This window comes from Roseovarius salis (genome assembly GCF_044472985.1).
In the GTDB taxonomy this organism is placed as follows: Bacteria; Pseudomonadota; Alphaproteobacteria; order Rhodobacterales; family Rhodobacteraceae; genus Roseovarius; species Roseovarius salis.
Genome location: NZ_JBISDG010000007.1, coordinates 73,200 through 96,523 on the forward strand (window position 1 = coordinate 73,200; position 23,324 = coordinate 96,523).

Consider the following 23,324-nt stretch of genomic DNA (forward strand, 5'->3'; position numbering starts at 1 on the left):
CGTGCGATATCCCGCTCACGCGTCGAGGTGCAGTGTCACGCGGCGATTCTGACGGCCCTTTTTCTCGATCTTGCCGAGACGCACGCGCCCGATCTCGCCGGTACTTGCCACGTGGGTGCCGCCGCAGGGTTGCAGGTCGACCTGCGACGCGCCCTGCCCGATCCGGATCAGCCGGATCTCCCCGGCCCCGCGCGGGGGCTGCACCGACATGGTCTTCACCAGTTCCGGCCGCGCGTCCAGCTCGGCCTCGTTGATCCAGTCCTCCCCGACGGCCAGATCGCGCGCGATCATCGCATTGAGCCGATCCTCCAGCGCTGCCTTGTCCCCGGGCGCCTCGGCCATGTCGAAATCCAGCCGTCCCTTTCCCGCGCCGATCGATCCGCCGGTGACGGGTAGCGGGATCACCACAGACAACAAGTGCAGCGCGGTGTGCACGCGCATGTGGCCATGGCGCCGCCCCCAGTCGAGCGTTTGTGTCACCGCCGCGCCGACCGGCGGCACATGGCCCGCCGTGGCCGGAAAAAGGGCGATCCCGCCCTCGCCGGTCTTCGCCGTGGTGGCGATGTCGACGCTGCCGCCGGCCCATTCGATCCGCCCGCTGTCACCGGGCTGGCCGCCGCCCTGCGGGTAGAAAACCGTCGCGTCGAGCACGAGTCCCCCCTCGGGCGTGTGGCCCACGACCGTCGCGTTCGCCTCGGTCCTGTAGGGGTCGTCGCGAAAGAGCATCCGGGTCATCTTCCGTCTCCACCGGTGTCGGGGTCGGCCGCATCGTCGGCGTCGGCGGTGTCGTCCATGTCGCCCTTCGTCAGGTGCGCCCGCGACGTGTGCGCCTTTGGGTCCGTGGCCTGCGCGTCGGCGGAACGCTCGGCATTGTCGTTGCCGATGACCCCGCGCAGGGCCTCGGGGTTGCGCAACCATACCTCGCGCTGCGAGAACGGGATCTCGATGCCTTCCTCGGCGAAACGGCGGGCGATCTCGTGGTTCATGTCGGACTTGACCACCAGCACCCAGTTGACGTCGCGCAGGATGGCGCGGATCTCGAAGTCGAGCGAATCCGCGCCGAACCCCTGGAACACGATGAAGGGCGGCGTCGACATCAACACCATCGGGTGGGCCTCTGCCACCTCCTGAAGTATCCTTTCGACCTTGCGCGTATCGGTGCCGTAGGCGACGCCGACGGGCACGATCACGCGCCCCACCGTGTTGCCGCGCGTATAGTTGGTGACGCGTCCGCTCACGAGGTCGGAGTTCGGAACGATCACGTCGGAGCGGTCGAAGGTCTCGACCACCGTGGCACGCACCGCGATCTTGCGGACGTATCCGTGAATGCCCCCGACCTCGATCCAGTCGCCCTCGGATATGGGCCGCTCGATCAGCAGGATGATGCCGGAGACGAAGTTGGACACGATCGTCTGCAAGCCGAAACCGATCCCGACCGAGAGCGCACCGGCGACGATCGCGATGGATGACAGGTCCAGCCCCGCGCTGGTGATCGCGATGATCGCAGCCAGGAAGATCCCGACATAGCCGATCCCCGAAACCACGGCGTTCTGGCCACCCACGTCCATCCGCGTCTTGGGCAGCACGCTGTTGCGCAGCGCCCCCTGCAGCAGGCGCGTGGCCGTGTAGCCGATGACGAAGACGATCGCGAAGGTCAGGAAGATTGAGGGCGAGATGCGCGTGCCGCCGATCTCGACCCCCTTGAGGATACGGGACCACAGTTCGGTCAGATCGGCGACCCGCGCCCCCCAGGCGAGGGCGAAAAACGGCAACGCGGCCAGAACCATCAGGAAACCGATCAGGACCGGGACCAGTGAGTCCGCCGCCCCGTCGCGGTTGCCGGTGACCAGCACGTAGACCTCGACCACAAGACGTTGCAGCACGAGGAGCGCACCGAGCAGCAACAGCGACGTCAGCGACGGGAAAAGCAGGAAATGCGTCAGCTTGAAATATCCCACGGCGGCCAGCACGGGCGCGCCGACCGACAGGATCCTCAGGACCAGCGTCAGAAACCGGGTCAGGCGGATGCGGTAGGTCTCGTCACCGTCTTCGCCCGCCGCCGCGACGCAATGGACGTGCAGCAGCCCCGCGATCCGGAGCAGCAGCAGGCCGGCCGCGACTATGAAGGGGAACAGCAGGGTGTTGGTGTCGGCCTCTGACCAGCCGGAGAACTCGGCGACGTCACGCAACAGGTGGTAGCCTGCCACCACCAGACCCAGCATCGCGCCATACCACCGGCCGGCGTAGCGTTGCCCGTCGTCAAGCGCCAGCGGCAGCATCCGGGCCTCACGCGAGGGGAAGATGCGGGTGGACAGCCAGCGCGCGATGAGGAAAACGAACGCCGCCGGCAGAAACGCGGCGAGCCACTGATCGGTGCGCAACCCGACAAGGCCCGTCGCGTAAACGGCCTCGATCAGCGCGTAGACGCCGAGGAAGGGCAGCACGAGGCTGCCGAGGGATATCGCGAAGCCCGCCAGCCACAGCCCCGCGCCGGGGTGGTCGCCCACCACCCGCCGCATCAGGCGGCGACTCCATTGTCTGCCGCGGAATACCAGCACCAAACCCACCGCCAGCAGGACCACGACGGGCGGCAGGTCCTCCTGTGTCTCGCCCCGCTGAACCGGGTTGGACCACGCGGAGACGAATTCGCCCTTCAGCTGCCCGGCGGCCTGCCTCAGCGTGTTCAGCGCGGGCAGCCAATGCACCGGGTTGACCGGCGACGGGCCGAATTCCAGCAATTGCTCGGTCTGGCGCTCGCGGATGATGCGATCGATGCCCCCGATCAGCCCGTCAGCGCGGCTATAAGCGACCTCGGCCTTCTTGACCGGCGCCCGCAACTGGGACAGCCGCGCGTTGAGCTGCTCGCGTTCCTGCGCGATCTCGGGGGATTCGGTGCCCTCCTCGGGGGGCGGGCCAAGCGCGTCGAGCTGACCCTCGACGGTCTCGATCGTGCTGGCATTGGACTGCTGTGCCCTCTGGAAACGATCACGCCATTTAACAAGCTCGGCGCGGAGCGATTCCAGCGCCGCGGTGGAGGCGCGGCCGGCCTCCACGGCCTCTTCGGCCCGGCTCGCCGTGCGCGCCCACGCCTCGTAGTCGATTTCCGACTCCGTTTCGGTGTCCTGTGCCGCGGCCTGAGGGACCGCGACCAACGTGACGGCCGCGGCCCCGCACAACAGCGCCAGACAAAGCCACAGGGTTGCGCAAAGGCGGCTCACTCGACGAAAACCCCCGGGATGCTGCGCGGTTCACTCTCCAGCCACCCGGGCACCGGCAAACCTTTCTCACGCAGGAAGGACGGGTTGAACAGCTTCGACTGGTAGCGGGTGCCATAGTCGCAGAGCACGGTGACGATCGTATGGCCCGGCCCCATCTCGCGGGCCATGCTCATAGCCCCCGCGACGTTGATGCCAGACGATCCGCCGAGGCAGAGCCCCTCTTGTTGGAGCAGGTCAAAGACCACCGGCAGCGCCTCCTCGTCGGGCACCTGGTAGAGCATGTCCGGCTTGAAACCCTCCAGGTTCGCGGTGATCCGCCCCTGGCCGATTCCCTCGGTGATGGAATTGCCCGTCGCGTGCGCCTCGCCGTCGCGGTAGATCGTGTACATGCCCGACCCCATCGGGTCAGCCAGCCCGATCCTCACGCCGCGCGGCTGCAGCGCCTGCCCCACCCCGGCGATCGTTCCGCCGGAGCCGATGGCACAGACGAAACCGTCCACTTTCCCGCCCGTCTGTTCCCAGATTTCGGGGCCCGTGGTTTCGAAATGCGCACGCCGATTGGCCGTGTTGTCGAACTGGTTGGCCCACACGGCGCCGGCCTCGGACGTGCGCGCCAGTTCCTCCGCCAGCCGGCCCGAATAGCGGACATAGTTGTTCGGATTCCTGTAGGGCGCTGCCGGCACCTGCACGAGGTCCGCGCCGCAAAGGCGGATCATGTCCTTCTTTTCCTGGCTCTGGGTTTCCGGGATGACGATAACCGTCCTGAAACCCATCGACGCCCCCACGAGCGCCAGCCCGATGCCGGTGTTTCCGGCGGTCCCCTCGACGATGGTGCCGCCGGGGGCGAGCACCCCGCGTTCGACCGCGTCACGGATGATGTAGAGCGCCGCGCGGTCCTTGACCGACTGCCCCGGGTTCAGGAACTCGCACTTGCCGTAGATTTCGCACCCCGTCGCCTCGCTCGCCCCGCGCAGGCGGATCAGCGGGGTGTTTCCAATCGCATCCGCGAGGTCTTTGACGACACGCATCACCCGGACTCCCTCTTTCTTGCGCGCCCAGCAATAGAAGCTGTACCTGCCGAACTCAAGCAGCCGCGCGCAGCCGCGCACGCTCGCGCTGAAGCCACAGCAGCATGAGCACCAACGGCCCGATATTCGCCTCGCCGCTGGCGACGAGCGCCATGGCCCGGTCAAAGGACAGCACATGCGTGCGTATATCCTCGTGCTCGGTCTCCAGCCCGCCCCGCCCCGTTTCCATCCGCGGCAGCTCTGCCAAGCCGAGGTAGCAATGGAACAGCTCGGTCGAACATCCCGGCGAACAGTAATGGCTTGTCATGTGCTCAAGCCCCCCAAGCACGAGATCCGCCTCCTCGGCGCATTCGCGGCGGGCGGCTTCCTCCGGCGTTTCGCCGGCATCGACGCGGCCGGCCACGGGCTCCAGCACCCACGGGCGCGGATCGCCCCGCCCGAACGGTCCCATGCGGAACTGCTCGACAAGCAGCAGGCGGTCGCGCGCCGGGTCATATGGCAGCACCAGCGCCGCGTCGGTGGCCACGAACACCTCGCGCCGGACCTCGGCCCCCATCCCACCGCCAAACGCGGGATGGCGCAGATGATATTCCCGCGTCAGGAAGTACCCGGCATGCGGCGTGTCCATCGCGACCGTCTGCACCGTGTCGGCACCGGTGTCGCTGCGCACGGTGGCGGGCGCGACAGCCTTTGCCGCCTTGCGCGAGGCCGCGCGCCCCAGGATCATCGGCATCCGCTGGTGCAGCGCCGCGGGGTTCCGGGTGCCGTGATATCCCATCACCTCGTCCGCCGCGGCGAGCGCGATGTCTCCCCATCGGTCGATCCACGCCTGCCGGTCCCACGCATCGGTCACGGGGGCGGCCTCTGCCGGTCCGAGAAACGTGATCCTGGCGCTGCCCGCGTCGGGGCCGACATGCCTTGGAACCGGGGCGGCGCCCATCACCGCCGCGAAGAAGGACAACCTGTCAAAGGTATCTCCCGCCTCCACCTCAAGGCCAACCACCGAGCCGCCATGGACAGGCACCGTCAGCGGAAAACACGCATCGCCGCCGGCCACCGCCAAATCTGCGAGTTCGACCTGCTCTGCCCCGTCGGACAGGTCGCGGCCCGCGACCCGGGCCAGCAGCGGCGGCCACGCCATCGGGCCGGTCAGGATCACCCGGGCCATCTTCAGCCCATCCGCCGCGCTATGAATTCGCCGAACAGCCCCAGAACCGCCGCGCCGCCGACCAGCAGCCCCACCAGCGGCCAGTAGGCCACGTTGCCAAGATAGGCCAGCATGATGTTGAACATGCCGACCGCGGCCTCGAAGGGGCCGCCGTAGCGCTGGTCCATGGAACGTTCGATGGCCTCGTAGAAGGCCAGCAGGACCACGGCCCAGAACACCAGCGCGAACAGCCCGGTCAGACCGGCGCTGAGCCCCTGCATGTATCCGCGACCCAACCGCGTGCCGATCACGCGCCAGCCCATCAGAAGCCCAAGCACCGCCGCGAATTCGCTGAAGAAACCGAAATTCTGTTCCACCGGCCAGATCGCCTTGACGATCTGCGTCGCGTACCATGCGAGTGCCGCCAGCCCGAGGGCCGAAACCAGCTTTCCGGCGGTTGGCATCCGGTCGGTGGGAGGCATGCGAGATTATCCGGGCCGTGCGATGGTGATCTGTGTCACGTCGCAGTTTCCTCCACGAAATGCCCCCGCACAAGAGGTGAGATAGAAATTCCACATGCGCCGGAACCGGTCGTCGAAGCCGAGGCTGGCGACATCGTCCCACTTGGCGTTGAAAGTCTCGTGCCAACGGCGCAGCGTCTGACTGTAGCTCTGCCCGAACTCGACGGAGTGCAGAACGCTCAGCCCCGCGCGCTCCACCTCGGCCCGCAGCGCCGAGGGGCATGGAAGCATGCCGCCGGGGAAGATGTATTTCTGAATGAAATCGACGCCCTTGCGGTAGGCCTCGAATCGCGAATCCTCGACCGTGATGACCTGCAGCGTGGCCCGCCCGCCAGGACGCAGCCTGTCGCGCACCGTGTCGAAATAGGTCGGCCAGTAGCGTTCGCCGACCGCCTCGAACATCTCGATGCTGGCGATGCCGTCATAGCTGCCCCGCTCGTCCCGGTAGTCCTGCAGCTTGACGTCCACCATCTCCGACAGCCCCGCGCGGGCCACGCGCTCCTGCGCGTAGGCGTGCTGCTCGCGGCTGATGGTAAGCCCCGTCACCCTCAGGCCGCGCTCGCCGGCGGCGTACTCGGCGAAACCGCCCCAGCCGCAGCCGATCTCGAGCACGTGGTCGCCGGGCCGCGCGCCCATCTGGTCGATGAGCTGGGCATACTTGGCGCGCTGCGCCGCCTCCAGGCTTTCCTGCCCGGTCCGGAACAGCGCGCTGGAATAGGTCATCGTCTCGTCGAGCCAGAGGCCGTAGAAATCGTTGCCGAGATCATAGTGATGGCTGATGTTGCGTTGCGCCTGCGCCTTGGAATTGCCCTTGAGCCAGTGACGCATCCGCTCGTAGAGACGCAAGAGACCCATGCCGGGAAACCCGTCATAGACCTCCCAGTTGTCCTCGTGGAAGAAATCCATCAGCGCCTGAAGGTCGGGGGTGCTCCACCAGCCATCCAGGTAGGCGTCGGAGAAGCCCATGTCGCCCTCGCGTATGAGCCGGGCAAAGCAGTCGGGGTTGTGGATCTCCACCTCGCCCACGGGGCCGGGCCCCTGCCCCTCTGCGCGGAACCGGCGCCCGTCCGGCAGCACGATGTCGATCCGGCCGTTGTTGATGGTCTTGAGGCTCTCGAATACCTGCGCAAAATAACGCGGCAGGTCTTTCTGCCCGGTCGTATCAGTCAGGATCATCCATTTCCCCCAGCGTGATGCGGTGCAAGCATTGCCACACCGCGCGCGGTCGGCAAGCGGTTATCGTGGCAAGATCAGAAATCGCGCGCCTCGTAGGCCGCCAGCGCCCGCTTCCTGCCCTCCGACAAGCCGACAACGGGTTCCGCCGGATACGCGTCGCCCGGCGAAATGTTCCAGCTGCGCGGTGCGGCGTCGAAGAAACTCAGTGCCGTGGACGGCGGGTTTGCCTGGCCCTCCGCGATCCAGCGGCGCCGGTAGTGACCGCCCGGATCGAACTTCTCGGCCTGTGTCTCGGGGTTGAACACCCGGAAATAGGGCGTCGCATCAGGCCCCGACCCGGCCACCCACTGCCAGCCCATGGCATTGCTGGCCGGGTCCCAGTCGGTCAGGCAATCCTCGAACCAGCGCTGGCCGATGCGCCAGTGGGTCAACATGTGCTTGGTCAGGTAGGATGCCACGATCATCCGGGCACGGTTGTGCATCCTGCCGGTGATATACAGCTCGCGCATGGCGGCGTCGACGAAGGGCACCCCGGTGCGCCCCTGCTTCCAACGCAGGACGCTGTCGCGGTTCTCTTCGGTTTCCCATGGAAAGTTTTGCCACCCCTCGCGCCAGCTGTGCCGCGTGATGTGCGGAGCGTGGTAGACAAGGTGATAGGCGAACTCGCGCCAGACAAGTTCCTTCAGCCACGCCTCGGCGCCATTCGCACCGTCCTGCCACGCGCGCAGCCCCGCGTGCCAGCACCGGCGCGGCGAGATTTCCCCGTAGGCGAGGTTTTCCGACAAGCCAGAGCATCCGTCTTCGGCCACGAGGTTGCGGGCCGTGTCGTAGGCGGCGACGGGGCCGGCCACGAACCGGTCGAGCCGGTCCTGCGCGGCCTCTTCTCCGACGTTCTGATAAGGCAGGCAGACAGCGGCCCCCCTGTGCATCCCGGCGCCCATGCCCCACTCGCTCACGTCCTCGCTGACAGGCCAGACTGCCGGCGCGGGGATCCGGCCGGGCGCCGGTCCCGGCGCGGGCACGTCGCGGTCCTTCACCGCGCGCCACATCGGGGTATAGACCTTGTAGTATCCTCCCGCCCCGGTCTGCACCGTCCACGGCTCGAACAGCACGTGCCCCGGATGGCTCCGCGCGTCGATCCCGTCTTCGGCCAGCGCGTTCTTGACCTCGGTATCGCGGGCGATGGCGTCGGGATCGTAGAGCCGTGACCAGTAGACCGCCCCGGCCCCCGTTTCGCGCACGAGCGCGCGCAAAGCCTCCAGTGCCGGGCCGGAGCGCAGGATCAGGCGACTGCCCACGGCTTCCAGCCGGCGGGACAGATCCACCAGCGACAAGCCAAGACGCCATATCGGTGCCGTGCCCTGCGCGTCTACAACCCCGTCGCGTACAAAGACGGGGATGACCGGCCCGCCGCGGCCAATCGCGGCCTCCAGCGCGGGATGGTCGCGCAGCCGCAGGTCGCGCCGCAGCCATAGCAATGTCGGGGACGCGTCGGTCATCGGCAGCCTCGTCCAGTGTTTGCGGGTGTTGTACGCAGGTGCCGGCCCGACGGATCAAATCACGTTGTCCAGGGCCTCGATGAGCCGGTCGACTTCGTCCCTCGTCGTGTAATGAACGAAGCTGAGGCGCAGCACGCCCTTGCGCGTGTCGACACCCATGGCCCTGAGCGGACGAACCCCGTAGAAATCGCCGCCGCCCGCCATGATCGCGTGCCGCGCCAGTTTCTCCGCGGCCGCCTCGCCCGGTTCGGGCAGTTCGACCGCCACGGTCGGCGCCTTGTCGGCGGCCGTGGCGGGGCCGATCAGCCGGACCGAGTCGCGGCTTGCCAGAAAGTCCAGCAGCGGCTGGAGGAGCTCCGTTTCATGACCGCGGAAAAGATCATGAACGCCGCGTGCGCGGGTGGGCGCATCCCCCTCTATCCCGTGGTGACGCGCCAGCGTGTCGTAATAATCGGCCATGCCCGCGCAGGCCGCGACCTGCGCATGATCCGGACCCGCCGGTGTGAACCTCTTGTAGGGCGTATCAGCGTTGAACCAGTGCCCCTGATTTGGCAGCAGCCCGGCCAGTTCCTTGCGGATGACCATGATGCCCTGGTGCGGGCCATAGGTCTTGTACGCCGAAAACAGGTAGATGTCGGGCCCCATGGACCCGACCTGTGGCAGGCCGTGCGGCGCGTAGCTCACCCCGTCCACGCAGACGAACGCCCCCGCGGCATGGGCGGCCGCGGTGATCTCGGTCACCGGGTTGATGGCACCGACGATGTTGGAACAATGGGGAAAACACACCAGCCGCACGTCTTCGTCCAGCAGGCGCTCCAGCGCGGCAAGGCTCAGCAGGCCGGTCTCGGGGTCGATCCGCCATTCCCGTACATCGATCCCGCTGTCGACCAGACGGCGCCAAGGGCCGGAATTGGCCTCGTGATCCTGATCGGTGACGATGATGGCATCACCGGGCGAAAGCCACTCGCGGAACGCCTGTGCAAGAACGTACGCATTCTGTGTCGTCGACGGGCCAAAGCACAGCTCGTCGGGGGTGACCTCCAGCATGGCGGCAAGGCGGGTGCGCGCCTCGTCCATCTCTTCTCCCGCCAGTCGGCTGGCCTCGAAAGGGGCATAGGGTTGCACCTTGCGCTGGCGGTAAAACCGCTCCAGCCGCTCGATAACGGGAGCGCAGGCATAGGAGCCGCCCGCGTTCTCGAAGAATGCCTGCCCCCGCAGGGACGGTTCGGAAAAGGCGGGGAACTGCCCGCGTACGAAATCGGTATCCAGCGTCATGGCGTAACAAAACAGCGCCCGGCGCGCGGGGTCAAGCAGTCCCGCAACGGCCGCGAAACAAAAAAGGCCCCGGCTGTGCCGGGGCCTTTCGCGTAATTCAAGGTCGTGCGCGTCAGCCGACGCGCTGCTTTTCGGACATCAGCCCGCGCAGGATGCCGTAACAGATGATCAGCAGGATGACCGTGAACGGCAGCCCGGTTGAAATCACCATTGCCTGCAGCGCGCCCAGTCCCCCGCCGACGAGCAGGGCGATGGCCACGAGCCCCTCGAAGGTGCACCAGAAGAAGCGCTGCGACACCGGCGCGTCGACCTTGCCGCCCGCCGTGATCGTGTCGATCACCAGCGACCCGGAGTCCGACGAGGTGACGAAGAAAACGATCACCAGGATGATCCCGACCGTCGAGGTGATCGCCGCCAGCGGCAGGCTTTCCAGCATGGCGAAGAGCGACAGCGGCGGGTTGTAGCTGTCGATCACCTGCGCCTTGACGGCGCTGCCCTCGGGGTCGCTGAGCACCTGTTCGATCGCCGCACCGCCAAAGACGGCCATCCAGAAGATGCAGACGACCGAGGGGATGATAAGCACGCAGGTAATGAACTCGCGCACGCTACGGCCGCGGCTGACGCGGGCGATGAACATGCCCACGAAGGGTGACCAGGAAATCCACCAGGCCCAGTAGAACGCGGTCCAGCCCTGCATGTAGCCGGTATCGTCACGGCCGTGCGGGTTGGAAAGCGGGATGACCTCCTGCACGTAGGCCCCGAGTCCCGAGATGAAGTCCGTGAAGATCGCGGCCGCGCCGGCCGTGAACAGCACGAAGAGCAGGAGCACGAGCGCGATGACCATGTTGATTTCGCTGAGCACCTTCACGCCGCCATCAAGGCCACGCAGCACCGAGACCAGCGCGACGGCCGTGATCGCAAGTATCAGGATGACCTGCACGGTCGTGGTGTTCGGGACACCGTAGATGTATTCGAGCCCGGCATTGGCCTGCTGTGCGCCGAAGCCCAGCGACGTGGCCAGACCGAACAGCGTGGCGAACACCGCCAGCGTGTCGATGATATGCCCCGTCCAGCCCCAGACCCGTTCGCCGAAGATCGGGTAGAACGCCGAGCGGATCGTCAAGGGCAGACCCTTGTTGTAGGAAAACAGCGCGAGGGCCAGCGCCACCACCGCGTAGATCGCCCACGGGTGCAGCGCCCAATGATAGGACGTCGCGGCAAGACCCATGCGGCGCGCTTCCTCGACGTTGCCGGCGATGATCGTGCCATCATCGGCAATGGGCGAGGCAACGCCGAGCGGTTCCGAGATCGCCATGTGATATACCGGCTCCAGCACGCCGAAGAACATCAGGCCGATGCCCATGCCCGCCGCGAAGAGCATGGCGAACCACCCCGCGTAGCTGTAATCCGGTGTCGCCTCGGTGCCGCCGAGCCGCACCGACCCCCACGGGCTGATGATGAGCAGCAGGCAGAAGATCACGAAGATGTTCGCCGACCACAGGAAGAACCAGTCGAAGGTGCTGGTCAGCGTCGGGCGCAGCCACCCGAAGAATTCCGAGGCCTGCGCCGGCGCGGCGAGCGCATAGGCCACGAACGCTATGATCACCAACCCGGAGATCACGAAGACGGGGTTGTGGATGTCGAGCCCGAGCGGCCCGATCTTGGTCTGGATGTTGTCCTGACCGATCCTGTAATCGGTCTCGATGATATCCGAATGCCCTTCAGGCTTCGGGATACCCTGAATGTCTGTTTCATCGGCCATGTGCGGCCTCCCTCTCTGATTTTCTTTTTGGTCCGGTCGATCCGCGCGCGGTCAGCTCCTGACCACCATCACCGTGCAGTCGGCATGCTCGGCCATCTTGCCGCCGTTGGACGGCCAGATATAATCGAGAACGTTCGGCACGTGGCTGGCCATCACGACCAGGTCCGCGCCGGTATCCTTGACAGCCTTGAGCAGCGCGTCATCCACGTCCGTGCTCGGGTCGTGGCTGACGATCGTGTCCGCCTTCGCCTTGATCCCGTGCTGTTCGGCCTCGTTTGCGACGAAGGCCTCCAGCTTTTCGGCGAACTCCTGCGGGTTGTGCGCGGTCGCGCTCGGGGTCGCCGCCGTAACGCCGACATAAACGACTTCTGCGCCGTAATGCTTGGCCAGGTCCGCCGAGCACTGAAGCGCTTTCTTCAGATCTCCCTGATGCGCCAGATCCACCGGCGTCATGATCTTTTTGAACACGAGTTCCCTCCTGGTTGGACACCAAGGGAACGAAACGGGCAGACCGCCTCGGCTCCGTGGTGCCTCGTTGTTGCCCTTCAGAACAGGGGGACAAGCAAATTTTCGCCACCCTGACCCGCAACGCTAACGCGATTCCGCACTGACAATCAAATAACCACGACGCCTGAGCCCCGATTTGCGACGCCCTCGCGATGACCACGCGTGCCCGGTCACGTGCGCCTGTCGGCCGTCTTTTCCCCATTGCAAACGCGCGTGCATTACCTATATTCACCCTGTCCCCTACGGGACTATGGGCATAAACGCGCTCGTAATAAGCGGATCGGACCCGGGGGCAGTACCCGGCGGCTCCACCAGATACCCGGTCGTTGGCGGGACAGAGGGGCCGAAACAGGATCGACGAACGTGTAAAGGAGTGGCTTTGTCCCGGTGAGGTACCACCGTTATCGGTCCGTAAAAGCATAATTGCCAACGACAATCGTGCTCCGGTCGCCGTTGCCGCGTAAGCGGTAACAAGACCGAAACCTTGAAGCCCTGTCCTCTAGCAAGGTCAGGCGGGGTTCGCAGGCACCTGGCAACAGAAGCCTGCACTTTCCCTTCAACAAACATCACCCGCGTTTTGAACAGGATCGGCGCCGCGTATACCCCGCCGGCCCGGCCGGTGCGTTCGCGCGTGACAGTTTCATGAATGGGGCGCATTCACCTTGCAACGGCAGTCGGCCGGGTTACACCCCACGCATGGATACGCCGCTGTCTCAGATATTCGCCGTCTTCGCCCGCATCGGCGTGCTCTCTTTCGGCGGCCCGGCGGCGCAGATATCGCTCATGCATTCCGAGCTGGTCGATCGGCATCGCTGGCTCACGGAAAAACAGTTCCTCCAGGCACTCTCTTTCTGCATGCTGCTGCCGGGGCCGGAGGCGATGCAACTGGCCACCTATGCCGGATGGAAGCTGCGCGGCATACCGGGCGGGCTGATCGCCGGGCTGCTCTTCGTTCTGCCGGGGGCGGCAGTCATCATGGCGCTGGCCCTGGGCTACGCGCATTACGGCGACGTCCCGCTGGTGCAGTCGCTCTTTGCCGGGGTCAAGGCGGCCGTGGTCGTCGTGGTCCTGCGGGCGCTCTGGCGGCTGTCACACAAGGCGCTGGCGGGGCCGTCCAGCTGGGCGTTGGCCGGGCTTGCCTTTGCCATGCTCTTTTTCCTGTCCGTGCCGTTCCCGCTTATCATTGCGGCCGCTGCGCTGTGGGGATGGGCGTCGACCCGTCTCACCGACACGCAAAGCCCCCCGCCGCCGCGCGCCGCCCCGCGCACGCTGCGCACCGTCGTGACATGGGCCACGCTTTGGCTGGCGCCGGTGGCCGCGCTCTGGCTGGTGAATGCAGAGCTTCTGTTCGACATCGCCGTTTTCTTCTCGACGCTGGCGGTCGTGACGTTCGGCGGCGCCTATGCTGTTCTGGCCTACATGACGCAGGCCGTGGTCGAGACGCATGGCTGGCTGACCACGCCCGAGATGATCGATGCCCTTGGACTGGCGGAAACCACGCCCGGACCGCTGATCCTCGTCACGCAGTTCGTGGGCTTCCTGACCGGGTTCGACCAGGGCGGCGCGGGGCTGGGCCTCGTCGCCGCGCTGGTCACGCTCTGGGTCACCTTCACGCCGTGTTTCCTGTGGATCTTCGCCGGGGCGCCCTATGTCGAATCCCTGCTCGCGCGCCCCCGGCTGCGCGGCGCCTTCGACGCGATCTCGGCCAGCGTCGTGGGCGTGATCCTCAACCTTTCGGTCTGGTTCGCGCTGCACGTGATCTTCGCCACGGTCGAGCCGGGCGCCCTGGGGCCGCGTGTGGTGCTCTCCAGCCTCGTTCCGGCGAACGCGGCGCTGATCCTTGCCGCGGCCATTCTTCTGCTCTGGTTACGCCTTCCTCTCATCCCGGTTCTGGCAATCATGGCTGCCCTTTCGGGCGGCGCGGAATTTTTGATTTGACGCCGGGGCGCAGCGGGGCTTTGTTAGAGGGAAATCCAAGGGGGCGGGCATAACCCGAAAAACCACATGGATCGCGAGATCGATTACGGAAAACTGATGCACAGCGCCATGCGCGGCCTGATCCAGGAGGTTCTCCGGGACGTCCGCGACAACGGCCTGCCCGGGGCGCATCATTTCTTCATCACCTTCGACACCACCCATCCCGAGGCCGAGCTGGCCCCGTGGCTGCGCGACCGCTATCCGACCGAGATGACCGTGGTCATGCAGCACTGGTTCGCCGATCTGGAGGTCAACGACGACGGTTTCGGCGTGACGCTCAATTTCGGGGACGCGCCGGAACGGCTCTACATTCCCTATGACGCAATCCAGACCTTCGTGGATCCCTCGGTGGAGTTCGGGCTGCGCTTCGAAAGCCACGAGGACGAGGGCGAGGACGGCGCCGAGACCGAGGCGGAGCAGGCCGACATGGCCGAGGACGTCGAGGAAGATGCGCCGCGCACCGACGCGGAGGTGGTCAGCCTCGACAGGTTCCGCAAGTAGCGCGCAGGACTGCATGAAGTTTGCGTGAAGAATCACGCGCGATGCTTGCTCCTCCGGCGGCCTCTGGTACCCGGGGTGCGCCGAACCGTGCAGGAGCGTAGCATGACCAAGGATCTGGGGCTGTTTTTCGGCGAGATGCTGAGAAATCCGGCCGAGGTTTCGGCGCTATTGCCATCCTCCGGCGCCGTCGCGTGGAAGATGACCGAGGGGCTGGAGGATGTCACCGGACCCGTGGTCGAGATCGGCCCTGGCACCGGCAGCTTCACCAAGGCGATTCTGGCCCGCGGCATTGCGCCTGAACGCTTGACCCTGATGGAGATGAACCCGCGCTTTTGCGAGATCCTGCGCGAACGGTTCCCCGGGGTGCGCGTTCTCAACCGCCCGGCGCAGGAGATCGAGCAGATCGGCCTGCAGCGGATCGGGGCGGTGGTGTCGGGCGTGCCCGTGCTGGCCCGTCCCACGATCCAGCGCGAGGTGGTGCGCCCCGCCTTTCGTCTCATGGCGCCGGGCGGGTTTTTCACCCAGATCACCTACAGCCCCGGCGCCCCGATCCCCGAGGAGATGCGGCGCGAACTCGGTCTGTCGGTGCAAAAGCGCGGCACCGTCTGGGCCAACCTGCCGCCCGCGCGTGTCTTCGTGTTCCGCCAGCGCACGCATTGATCTCCGCGGTCACTCGGTTATGACAGGGCGAACCGATCTTCAGGAGGCCCAGCCATGACCGATACCCGCACCGAAACCGACAGCTTCGGCCCGCTCGAGGTGCCCAGTGACAAGTACTGGGGCGCCCAGACCCAACGATCGATCATGAATTTCCCGATCGGCTGGGAACGGCAGCCGGTTGCGGTGGTGCGCGCGCTCGGCGTCATCAAGAAGGCCTGCGCGATGGCCAACAAGGAACAGGGCACGCTCGACGCGCGGCTGGCCGACGCCATCATCGAGGCCGCGGGCGAGGTGATCGACGGCAAGCTCGACGACAACTTTCCCCTGGTCGTCTGGCAAACGGGCTCGGGCACCCAGTCGAACATGAACGCCAACGAGGTGATCGCCAACCGCGCGATCGAGATCCTGGGCGGCACGATGGGCAGCAAGGATCCGGTCCACCCCAACGACCACTGCAACATGGGGCAGTCCTCCAACGACACCTTCCCCACCGCGATGCACATCGCCACCGCCACCACCGCCCATAACGTGCTGCTGCCGGGGCTGGCCAAGCTGCACGCGGCGCTCGAACGCAAGGTCCAGGCCTTCGACGGCATCATCAAGATCGGCCGCACCCATACGCAGGACGCCACGCCGCTGACGCTGGCGCAGGAATTTTCCGGCTACACCCACCAGGTCGCCATGGGCATCGAGCGCGTCAGGGGCGCCCTGTCGCGCATCTACGAGCTGGCCCAGGGCGGCACCGCCGTGGGCACCGGGCTCAACACCCGCAAGGGGTGGGATGTGACCGTCGCCGCCAACATGGCCGAGATCACCGGGCTCCCCTTCGTCACCGCCCCAAACAAGTTCGAGGCGCTCGCCGCCCATGACGCGATGGTTGAAATGTCGGGGGCCCTGAAAACGGTCGCCTCCAGCCTCTTCAAGATCGCCAACGACATCCGCTTCCTCGGCTCCGGCCCCCGCTGCGGGCTGGGCGAACTGATCCTGCCGGAGAACGAGCCCGGCTCCTCGATCATGCCCGGCAAGGTCAACCCCACCCAGTGCGAGGCGCTCACCCAGGTCTGCGCGCATGTCATGGGCAATGACGCGGCGGTGGGCTTTGCCGGCTCGCAGGGGCATTTCGAACTCAACGTCTACAAGCCGATGATGGCCTATAACGTGCTGCAATCCATGCAGCTTCTGGGCGATGCGGCCTCGGCCTTCACCGACAATCTCGTCGACGGGCTGGACGCCAACACCGACCGGATCGAGAAGCTGATGCGCGAATCGCTGATGCTGGTCACGGCCCTCGCCCCGGAAATCGGCTACGACAATGCCACCAAGGTCGCCAAGACCGCGCACAAGAACGGCACCACGCTCAAGGAAGAGGCGATCAATCTGGGCTTCGTCGACGCCGAAACCTTCGACCGCGTCGTGCGCCCCGAACAGATGATCGGGCCGAAATGAACGGCAAGCCGGTCAACCTGAACCGGGTCCGCAAGCAAAAGGCCCGGGCGGAGAAACGCGCCCGGGCCGACGAGAACGCGGTCAAGTTCGGCCGCAGCAAGGCCGAGAAAGCGCGCGACGAAGCCAACTCGGAACGCGCCAATCGCCACGTCGACGGGCACAAGCGCGAGCCATGAGCGACCGACCGGTCAAGCATTCTCTCACACTGCACGGACACCGCACCTCCGTCTCGCTGGAGGCGGAGTTCTGGGAGGCGTTCCGCGAAATCGCGTCGCGGCAGGGCCGCCCGCTCAACGCGCTCGCCGCCGAGATCGACGAGGCGCGCGGCACGGATACGGGGCTCGCCACCGCCATTCGCCTCTACGTGCTGCGCCACTACCGCGATCGGGCCTGATATCCGGCGCGACCCTGGGCCGCCACGCGCCGCCGGGCGGCACGATTTCCGCGCGTCATAGCCGCTCGAACTGCGCTTCCTGCTTGTCGGTCCAGCGCACCGTCAGATGATATCCCGCCTCGTCCTGTGCCTCGGATTCCACCAGCCCCTTGTCGAACAACCACGCGCGCCGCCGCCCGTCGTCGAAGCCCAGATGCAAGCGGGTGAGATGCGTCGTTCCCCGGATCGCCTCCTTCACGGCGTCGATCAACGGGTCCAGCCCCTCTCCCGTCGCCGCCGAGAGGAGATGAACATTCTCGGCCCGGGCCGCGCGGTTCTCTGCCGCGCGCCGCGCATCGGCATCCAGCCGGTCGATCTTGTTCCAAACCTCGATGCGCGGCGTCGTTTCCTTGACGCCGAGACTTTCAAGGATTTCCGCGACATCGCGGGCCTGCGCCTCCGTTTCGGGGTGCGATATGTCCCGCACGTGCACGATGAGGTCCGCCGCCGTCACCTCCTCCAGCGTGGCGCGGAAAGCCGCGACAAGCTCGGTCGGCAGGTCACTGATGAACCCCACCGTGTCCGACAGGATAACCTCGGGCCCGTTGCCCGGAAGCTCGATCCGGCGCATGGTCGGGTCAAGCGTGGCAAAGAGCATGTCCTTGGCCATAACCTCGGCGCCCGTCAGACGGTTGAAAAGCGTCGATTTTCCGGCGTTGGTGTAGCCCACCAGCGCCACGATGGGAAACGGCACCTTGGCGCGCGACTCGCGGTGCAGGCTGCGCGTCCTGACCACCTTGTCGAGCTGACGCTTCAGCCGCACGATCTGGTCGTCGATGGCCCGCCGGTCGGCCTCGATCTGGGTCTCGCCCGGGCCACCCACGAATCCCAGCCCGCCACGCTGACGCTCAAGGTGCGTCCACGCGCGCACCAGCCGCGTGCGCTGATACGACAGGGCGGCCATCTCTACCTGCAGCACGCCTTCGCGCGTTGCCGCCCGGTCGCTGAAGATCTCGAGTATCAGCCCAGTCCGGTCCAGCAGCTTGACACCGAGCGCATTCTCCAGGTTACGCTGCTGCACAGGAGTCACGGGGCCGTCGACGACGACGAGCTCAAGCTCCTCCGCCGCGACCAGGGCGCGCAACTCCTCGATCTTGCCCTTGCCGAACAACGTGCCGGGATGCGGGCGGTTGAGCCGCACGACATCGGCGCCGCACACGGTCAAGCCGGGCAGCGCCCGCGCCAGCGCCACGGCTTCCTCGAGCGCATGTCCCGGATCGCGCGCGGCGGCCTCGCCGGGGATGTCGGGATGCAGGACCCACGCGCGGGTCTCGGACGTTTCTGTCAGGCTCAAACTGCCCCCGGGTCAGGACGCGGCGTCGTCACCGTCATAAAGGTTCACCGGCTGGGACGGCATGATCGTCGACACGGCATGCTTGTACACAAGCTGTGACTGCCCGTCTCGCCTGAGCAGGATGCAAAAATTGTCGAACCACGTTATCACGCCTTGCAGCTTCACGCCGTTGACCAGAAATACGGTCACAGGGATCTTCGTCTTGCGGACCTGATTGAGAAATGCGTCCTGCAGGTTGTGTCTATCTGTTGCCATTTGCGATAAAGCCTTTGTTCTTGCAGACGCCGATGCCGGCGCTTCCCTCGCCCGTTCGCGAGTATGGAGTGCCATAGCCCGAGTTTCCACCCCCAAAATCAACTTGTTGCCGGGATGGATCGCGGCCGTCACTCGCGCCACAGGCTCGGCTTGAACAACGGGATGACGGCAAGCGTCTCAAGCCGTCCCAGAACCATCGCCACGCACACGACCAGCTTGGCCGCGCTGCCCATTTCCAGCAGTCCGATCGGCGTTTCCGTGGCAGACTGGATAAGCGGACCGGTCGTGGAGAGCGCCGCGATGGACAGCACCGTCGCGGATTCGAAGCTGTGCCCAAGCGCCGCGAGAATCGTCGTCACCAGCGCGAGCGACAGCGCGAACATCATGAAGAAGATCCACGCCACGAAGGCGCCTTCGCGGCGTATCCTGCGGCTGCCGCCGGTGGCGCGGCCGACAGAGCGGGGATGCACCAGCCGCTCCATCTCGCGCTGGCCATTGAGATAGAGCGCGTAAACCCGCAGCAATTTGACCCCGCCCGCCGTGGTCGCGACACCTCCGCCCATGATGGACAGCCCCATGAGGATGAGCCCCGGGGTCCCCAGCCCGGACCAGTTCCGCGCGGCGTCCCATGACGCGCTTTCGAAGCCCGTCGTCGACAGGAAGGACAGGACGGTGAACATCCCCCCCCACAGCGCGCGCGCGGCCTGCCCCAGGTTCTCGCCCTCGTCGACCTCGTACGCCCCGAGCCAGTGGCGGGCAAACAGGATCAGCGGCACCCCCAGAACCAGCGCGATGCCGATCCGGAACTCCGGGTCGTTCTGCAACCCCGGCCGGCCCGTGGTGACCGTGTCGGAGGAAAAGGTCAGCCGGGACAGCGCGAACAGCATGAACAGGAACATGATCGCCTCTCCCCCGAGGCCCGCGTTCGACTCCTGCGCGCCGCCGACGGGCGAGATACCGCTCGTCGCCATGGTCGACATCGCGTGGACGGCCGCCACGAGCGGGCGGTCGCCGCAGATCAGCAGGAAAACCCAAAGCGCTCCCGTCAACGCCGCGTAAACCGGGGTGAGCTGGGCCCCGATCTGCGCGATCCGGCGCGCAGAAGAGGCCCTCCGGAAACGGTCCAGCCGCTCCGCACCCTGCCCCGGCTCGGCCCGTGCGGTCACCTCGAAGCCACCCAGATAGAGCGGCGCGAGGATGGCCGAGGCGGAAATCCACACCAGCAGCCCCCCGAGCCAGCCCACGAGGCCGCGCCAGAGATGCAGGCTTTCGGTCAGCCTTTCGGGATCGCCGAACAGTGTCGCGCCGGTCGTGGTCAGCGAGGACACCATCTCGAAATAGGCGTTGAGATAGCTGGTCGTCTCCAGCCCTTCGTAAAGTGGCAGTGCAAGGAAGAGCGGCAGCAGGGTATAGGCCAGAACGAGGGAGGCGAGGTTTTCAAGGTCGGTGGGTTCGCGGCCGACCCGGTGCGTCATGGCCAGCGCGATGATCGAAACCAGCACCAGCCCCGCCAAGCCGGAGTAAAGAAACACCCGCGCAACGCTGTGATCCCCCTGCGCAAGGGCGTGCAGCGCCGGTGCGAACATCGCCAGCGCGAACAGCGCCGTCAACTGCAGTATCAGCGGAAGGTCGAGGATGCGCGCGCCCATTTTTCCGCCCGCCTCAGAAAAAATCGATCGAGACCTGAAGCAGTTGTTCAACCTGCCCCACATCCGCGGCCAGCGCGAACATCACGACCACGTCGCCCGCCTCGATCCGCAGCGTGCCCGACGGTTTCACGATCTTGTCCCCCTTCAGCACGCCGCCGACCAGAACGCCCTCTGGAAAGTCGATGTCCCGGATCGCCGACCCCGCGATCCGGGAGGTGGAGAGCACCTCGGCCTCGATCACCTCGGCCTCGGCATCGCCGAGGGAATAGACCGTGCGCACCCGGCCGTGGCGTATGTGCCGCAGGATGGAGCTGACGGTGGTTGCGCGCGGGTTGATGAACGCGTCGATACCCAATGGCTGCATCAGCGGCACCAGCGTGGGGTCATTGATCAGCGCGATCGCGAACGGACAGCCCTCGGCCTTGGCGCGCACTGCCGCCAGCAAGTTGGTCTTGTCGTCGTCCGTCACGGTCAGGATCGCGTCGGCGCGGCTGATCCCCGCCTCGGCCAGCAGGGTTGCATCCAGCCCGTCACCGTTCAGGACGATCGTCCGCTCCAGCGCCTCCGCGGCCCGTTCGGCCGCCCCCCGGTCACGTTCCACGATCTTGGCGCGGGTGTGGCGGCCGCTCTTTTCCAGCGCCGCGGCCACCGATAGGCCGATATTGCCACCACCGATCACGACCAGACGCTCCTGTCGCCGCTCCGACTTGCCGAACACCTCCAGCATCCGCGGCACGTCATCCACGGGTGAAAAGACGTAGATCTCGTCCCCGGCAAAGAGCTGGTCGCCGGCTTCCGGCGCGAAGAGACGCCCCTCGCGCCGCACGCCCACGACCACGACCCGCAGGGTCGAGAACAGGTCCGTCAGCTGGCGCAGCGGCGTGTTGAGAACCGGGCAGTCCTCTGCCAGCCGCAATCCCAGCAGCTGCGCCTTGCCGCCCATGAAGGTCTCGATGTCGAAGGCCGCAGGCGCCGAAAGCCGCTGCAGGGCGGCCTCGGCCACCTCGCGTTCGGGGCTGATGACCACGTCGATCGGCATGTGATCGCGCCGGTAGAGGTCGGAATAGATCGCGTCGAGGTAGGACTGGCTGCGCAGGCGCGCGATCTTGCGCTGGATGGCAAATACCGAATGCGCCACCTGGCAGGTCACCATGTTGACCTCGTCGGAATAGGTGGCGGCGATGATCATGTCGGCATCCCCCGCCCCGGCCCGGTCAAGCACGTCGGGGTAACTGGCAAAGCCCGTGATCCCCTGAACGTCCAGCGTCTCGGCGGCGCGGCGCACGAGGTCGCCGTTGTTGTCGACCACCGTCACGTCGTTCTTTTCGCCGCTGAGGTGCCGGGCGATCTGCCAGCCGACCTGTCCGGCGCCGCAGATGATGATCTTCATGGGTGCATCCCGTTCCGCGTCGGGAGTTTTGAATGACAGAAGGGGATGTGGCGGTCAATTGAATTGTCGGCGCCGCCCCGGGCGGGTAAACTCCATCCCATGCGGTTGCCGGTCCTTGCCACCTGTCTGCTCGCCGCCCTGTTGCTGGGCGGATGCTTCCCCGTGTCGCTGTACTACCGCGAGGGCGCGCCCGTCGCCCGGGTCGAGGCGGACGAAACCGCCTGCGAGGTCGCCGCGCTGGACCGCGTTCCGCGCGACATGCGACAGCGATACATTCCGCCGGTCTATGATTACGAAACGATCTGCACGCCGGCGGCCGCCTGCCGGACCTATCGGACGGTGATCACGCCGGGCCGGTGGGAGTCGTACGACGCCAACGAAGAGCTTCGCGCGCGGGTGGCGCGGCAATGCATGGCCCGAAAGGGGTACGAACGCGTTCGCCTGCCTGCGTGCAGCGCCGAAACGATCAAGGCGACCCGCAAAAGCGCCAGCCATGTGCAACCACCGATCACCGGCGAGTCCTGCATCATCCGTTTCAGGTCCGGCCGGTACCGCATCGTCACCCCCTGACCGGCGGGCGCGAAAAGCTTGATCGACAGGCCATTGCTGCGCTCTAATCGACGCGGGATTTCCAAGTGGGAGAACGGCATCATGGTCGGCGTGCGGCTTGTGCTTTGTCTGGCCCTCCTGATCGCGGCGCCTGCGGCCCGGGCGCAGGAATGGCGCGAGGCCGGGCACGGGCCGGAGGACGCGTCAGGCGCGTCCAACTACATGACGGAGGGCGCGGCAATCGACGCGGCGAACCTCATCCGGCGTGGGCGCGTCGTCGAGATCGGCCGCGATTACCGGCCCGACATGCCGCTGCGCGACGAACAGCGGTTCGAACTGACCCGGTCGGTGAGCGCCGGGCAAGGTGCAATCCGCGTGGAGTCGCGCGTGACCGCCGCGCTTGGCGCGGGCACCCGGCTCGACGGGCTGGGCCATGTCGGCCATGCCGGGCCGGCGGAGACGGGCGGAAGGTTCTACAACGGTCATGCAACCGCGGATGTCACCGCGGCGGAGGGGGTGCTTGGAATAGAGCATGTCAAGCCGTTCTTCACCCGTGGTATCCTGATCGACATGGTCACCGTGCGCGGCCGCCCCATGGAGGCGGGCGAGGAAATCACGGTTGAGGATATTGAAACGGCACTCGACTGGTTCGGGCTCGCGCCACCCGGCAAGGGCGATGTGGTGATCTTTCACACCGGGTGGGGCCGGCACTGGATCGCGGACAACGACACCTATCTTTCCGGCGCGCCCGGGATCGGCATGGCGGCGGCCGAATGGCTGGCCGCACGGAAGGTGGCGCTCATCGGCGCCGACACCTGGGCGGTCGAGGTGCAGTCGGTGGCCGAAGCCAACGCGCCCCCTGCCCTGCCCGTACATCTGGAACTGATCGCCGGGCACGGGATATTCCTGCACGAAAACCTCGAAACAGAGCGGCTGATCGACGCCGAGGTTGCCGAGTTCGCCTTTGTCTTTGCGCCCGTGCCGTTCAGGGGGGCCACGCGATCACCCGGCGCCCCGCTCGCCGTCTACTGACCAGC

The 23,324-nt window shown here is 66.4% G+C and carries 22 protein-coding genes and 1 other RNA gene; 9 read left to right on the forward strand and 14 right to left on the reverse strand.

Annotated elements, in window-relative coordinates:
• Nucleotides 1-15: 15 nt before the first annotated feature.
• The 10 genes from ACH13J_RS04255 to ACH13J_RS04300 all read right to left on the reverse strand — a co-directional run bounded on the left by ACH13J_RS04255 (nt 16) and on the right by ACH13J_RS04300 (nt 12,094).
• A complete protein-coding gene (locus tag ACH13J_RS04255) occupies nt 16-735 on the reverse strand; it encodes an alanine--tRNA ligase-related protein (RefSeq protein WP_397542066.1) in 720 nt (239 codons plus the stop codon).
• Nucleotides 732-3,218, reverse strand: a complete 2,487-nt coding sequence (locus tag ACH13J_RS04260; protein WP_397542067.1) for a DUF3772 domain-containing protein — start codon at nt 3,216-3,218, stop codon at nt 732-734. Before ACH13J_RS04260 ends, ACH13J_RS04255 begins: the two co-directional genes overlap by 4 nt.
• Nucleotides 3,215-4,246 (reverse strand): cysteine synthase A, encoded by a 1,032-nt coding sequence (locus ACH13J_RS04265; RefSeq protein WP_397542068.1) that lies wholly within the window; start codon nt 4,244-4,246, stop codon nt 3,215-3,217. Before ACH13J_RS04265 ends, ACH13J_RS04260 begins: the two co-directional genes overlap by 4 nt.
• Before the next feature lie 55 nt (nt 4,247-4,301).
• Entirely contained in the window at nt 4,302-5,414 is a 1,113-nt protein-coding gene (locus ACH13J_RS04270; RefSeq protein WP_397542069.1) for an NUDIX domain-containing protein, read from the reverse strand.
• Nucleotides 5,415-5,416: 2 nt separating this feature from the next.
• Complete coding sequence (locus ACH13J_RS04275; protein ID WP_397542070.1) at nt 5,417-5,875, reverse strand: TrgA family protein; 459 nt, start codon at nt 5,873-5,875, stop codon at nt 5,417-5,419.
• 6 nt (nt 5,876-5,881) lie between these two features.
• A complete protein-coding gene (locus ACH13J_RS04280; RefSeq protein WP_397542071.1) occupies nt 5,882-7,090 on the reverse strand; it encodes a class I SAM-dependent methyltransferase in 1,209 nt (402 codons plus the stop codon).
• Nucleotides 7,091-7,164: 74 nt separating this feature from the next.
• On the reverse strand, nt 7,165-8,589 hold the full coding sequence (locus ACH13J_RS04285; RefSeq protein WP_397542072.1) for an FAD-binding domain-containing protein: 1,425 nt from the start codon (nt 8,587-8,589) through the stop codon (nt 7,165-7,167).
• Between the two features lie 54 nt (nt 8,590-8,643).
• Nucleotides 8,644-9,864 carry an aminotransferase class V-fold PLP-dependent enzyme gene (locus ACH13J_RS04290; RefSeq protein WP_397542073.1) on the reverse strand — a complete coding sequence of 407 codons (1,221 nt, stop codon included), beginning with the start codon at nt 9,862-9,864 and terminating at the stop codon, nt 8,644-8,646.
• 112 nt (nt 9,865-9,976) lie between these two features.
• On the reverse strand, nt 9,977-11,626 hold the full coding sequence (locus ACH13J_RS04295) for a BCCT family transporter (protein WP_397542074.1): 1,650 nt from the start codon (nt 11,624-11,626) through the stop codon (nt 9,977-9,979).
• Between the two features lie 51 nt (nt 11,627-11,677).
• Nucleotides 11,678-12,094 (reverse strand): universal stress protein, encoded by a 417-nt coding sequence (locus tag ACH13J_RS04300; RefSeq protein WP_397542075.1) that lies wholly within the window; start codon nt 12,092-12,094, stop codon nt 11,678-11,680.
• Nucleotides 12,095-12,330: 236 nt separating this feature from the next.
• Here ACH13J_RS04300 and ssrA point away from each other — a divergent pair.
• The 7 genes from ssrA to ACH13J_RS04335 all read left to right on the forward strand — a co-directional run bounded on the left by ssrA (nt 12,331) and on the right by ACH13J_RS04335 (nt 17,111).
• Nucleotides 12,331-12,683, forward strand: a transfer-messenger RNA (tmRNA) gene (gene ssrA / locus ACH13J_RS04305).
• Nucleotides 12,684-12,829: 146 nt separating this feature from the next.
• On the forward strand, nt 12,830-14,071 hold the full coding sequence (gene chrA, locus ACH13J_RS04310; protein ID WP_397542076.1) for a chromate efflux transporter: 1,242 nt from the start codon (nt 12,830-12,832) through the stop codon (nt 14,069-14,071).
• Between the two features lie 66 nt (nt 14,072-14,137).
• Nucleotides 14,138-14,611, forward strand: coding sequence for a ClpXP protease specificity-enhancing factor SspB (locus ACH13J_RS04315; RefSeq protein WP_397542077.1), 474 nt, complete (start codon nt 14,138-14,140; stop codon nt 14,609-14,611).
• 102 nt (nt 14,612-14,713) lie between these two features.
• Entirely contained in the window at nt 14,714-15,271 is a 558-nt protein-coding gene (locus ACH13J_RS04320) for an rRNA adenine N-6-methyltransferase family protein (protein ID WP_397542078.1), read from the forward strand.
• A gap of 54 nt (nt 15,272-15,325) precedes the next feature.
• Complete coding sequence (fumC, locus tag ACH13J_RS04325) at nt 15,326-16,717, forward strand: class II fumarate hydratase (RefSeq protein WP_397542079.1); 1,392 nt, start codon at nt 15,326-15,328, stop codon at nt 16,715-16,717.
• Nucleotides 16,714-16,893 carry a DUF4169 family protein gene (locus tag ACH13J_RS04330; RefSeq protein ID WP_397542080.1) on the forward strand — a complete coding sequence of 60 codons (180 nt, stop codon included), beginning with the start codon at nt 16,714-16,716 and terminating at the stop codon, nt 16,891-16,893. Before fumC ends, ACH13J_RS04330 begins: the two co-directional genes overlap by 4 nt.
• A complete protein-coding gene (locus ACH13J_RS04335; RefSeq protein ID WP_397542081.1) occupies nt 16,890-17,111 on the forward strand; it encodes a ribbon-helix-helix domain-containing protein in 222 nt (73 codons plus the stop codon). The genes ACH13J_RS04330 and ACH13J_RS04335 overlap by 4 nt, the downstream gene beginning before the upstream one ends.
• 55 nt (nt 17,112-17,166) lie before the next feature.
• Here ACH13J_RS04335 and hflX read toward each other — a convergent pair whose 3' ends face one another.
• The 4 genes from hflX to trkA form a co-directional block, all read right to left on the reverse strand.
• On the reverse strand, nt 17,167-18,444 hold the full coding sequence (hflX, locus tag ACH13J_RS04340; protein WP_397542082.1) for a GTPase HflX: 1,278 nt from the start codon (nt 18,442-18,444) through the stop codon (nt 17,167-17,169).
• A 12-nt stretch (nt 18,445-18,456) separates the two neighbouring features.
• Nucleotides 18,457-18,699 (reverse strand): RNA chaperone Hfq, encoded by a 243-nt coding sequence (gene hfq / locus ACH13J_RS04345; protein ID WP_397542083.1) that lies wholly within the window; start codon nt 18,697-18,699, stop codon nt 18,457-18,459.
• Nucleotides 18,700-18,827: 128 nt separating this feature from the next.
• Nucleotides 18,828-20,348 carry a potassium transporter TrkG gene (locus ACH13J_RS04350; RefSeq protein ID WP_397542084.1) on the reverse strand — a complete coding sequence of 507 codons (1,521 nt, stop codon included), beginning with the start codon at nt 20,346-20,348 and terminating at the stop codon, nt 18,828-18,830.
• A gap of 13 nt (nt 20,349-20,361) precedes the next feature.
• Nucleotides 20,362-21,738 carry a Trk system potassium transporter TrkA gene (gene trkA / locus ACH13J_RS04355; protein WP_397542085.1) on the reverse strand — a complete coding sequence of 459 codons (1,377 nt, stop codon included), beginning with the start codon at nt 21,736-21,738 and terminating at the stop codon, nt 20,362-20,364.
• Nucleotides 21,739-21,837: 99 nt separating this feature from the next.
• Between trkA and ACH13J_RS04360 the strand changes: the two genes are divergently transcribed.
• Both ACH13J_RS04360 and ACH13J_RS04365 read left to right on the forward strand, forming a co-directional pair.
• The gene (locus tag ACH13J_RS04360) at nt 21,838-22,308 is read left to right on the forward strand and encodes a hypothetical protein (RefSeq protein WP_397542086.1); all 471 of its coding nucleotides are present in this window, start codon (nt 21,838-21,840) and stop codon (nt 22,306-22,308) included.
• 81 nt (nt 22,309-22,389) lie between these two features.
• Nucleotides 22,390-23,319, forward strand: coding sequence for a cyclase family protein (locus ACH13J_RS04365; protein ID WP_397542087.1), 930 nt, complete (start codon nt 22,390-22,392; stop codon nt 23,317-23,319).
• The last annotated feature ends 5 nt before the right edge of the window (nt 23,320-23,324 follow it).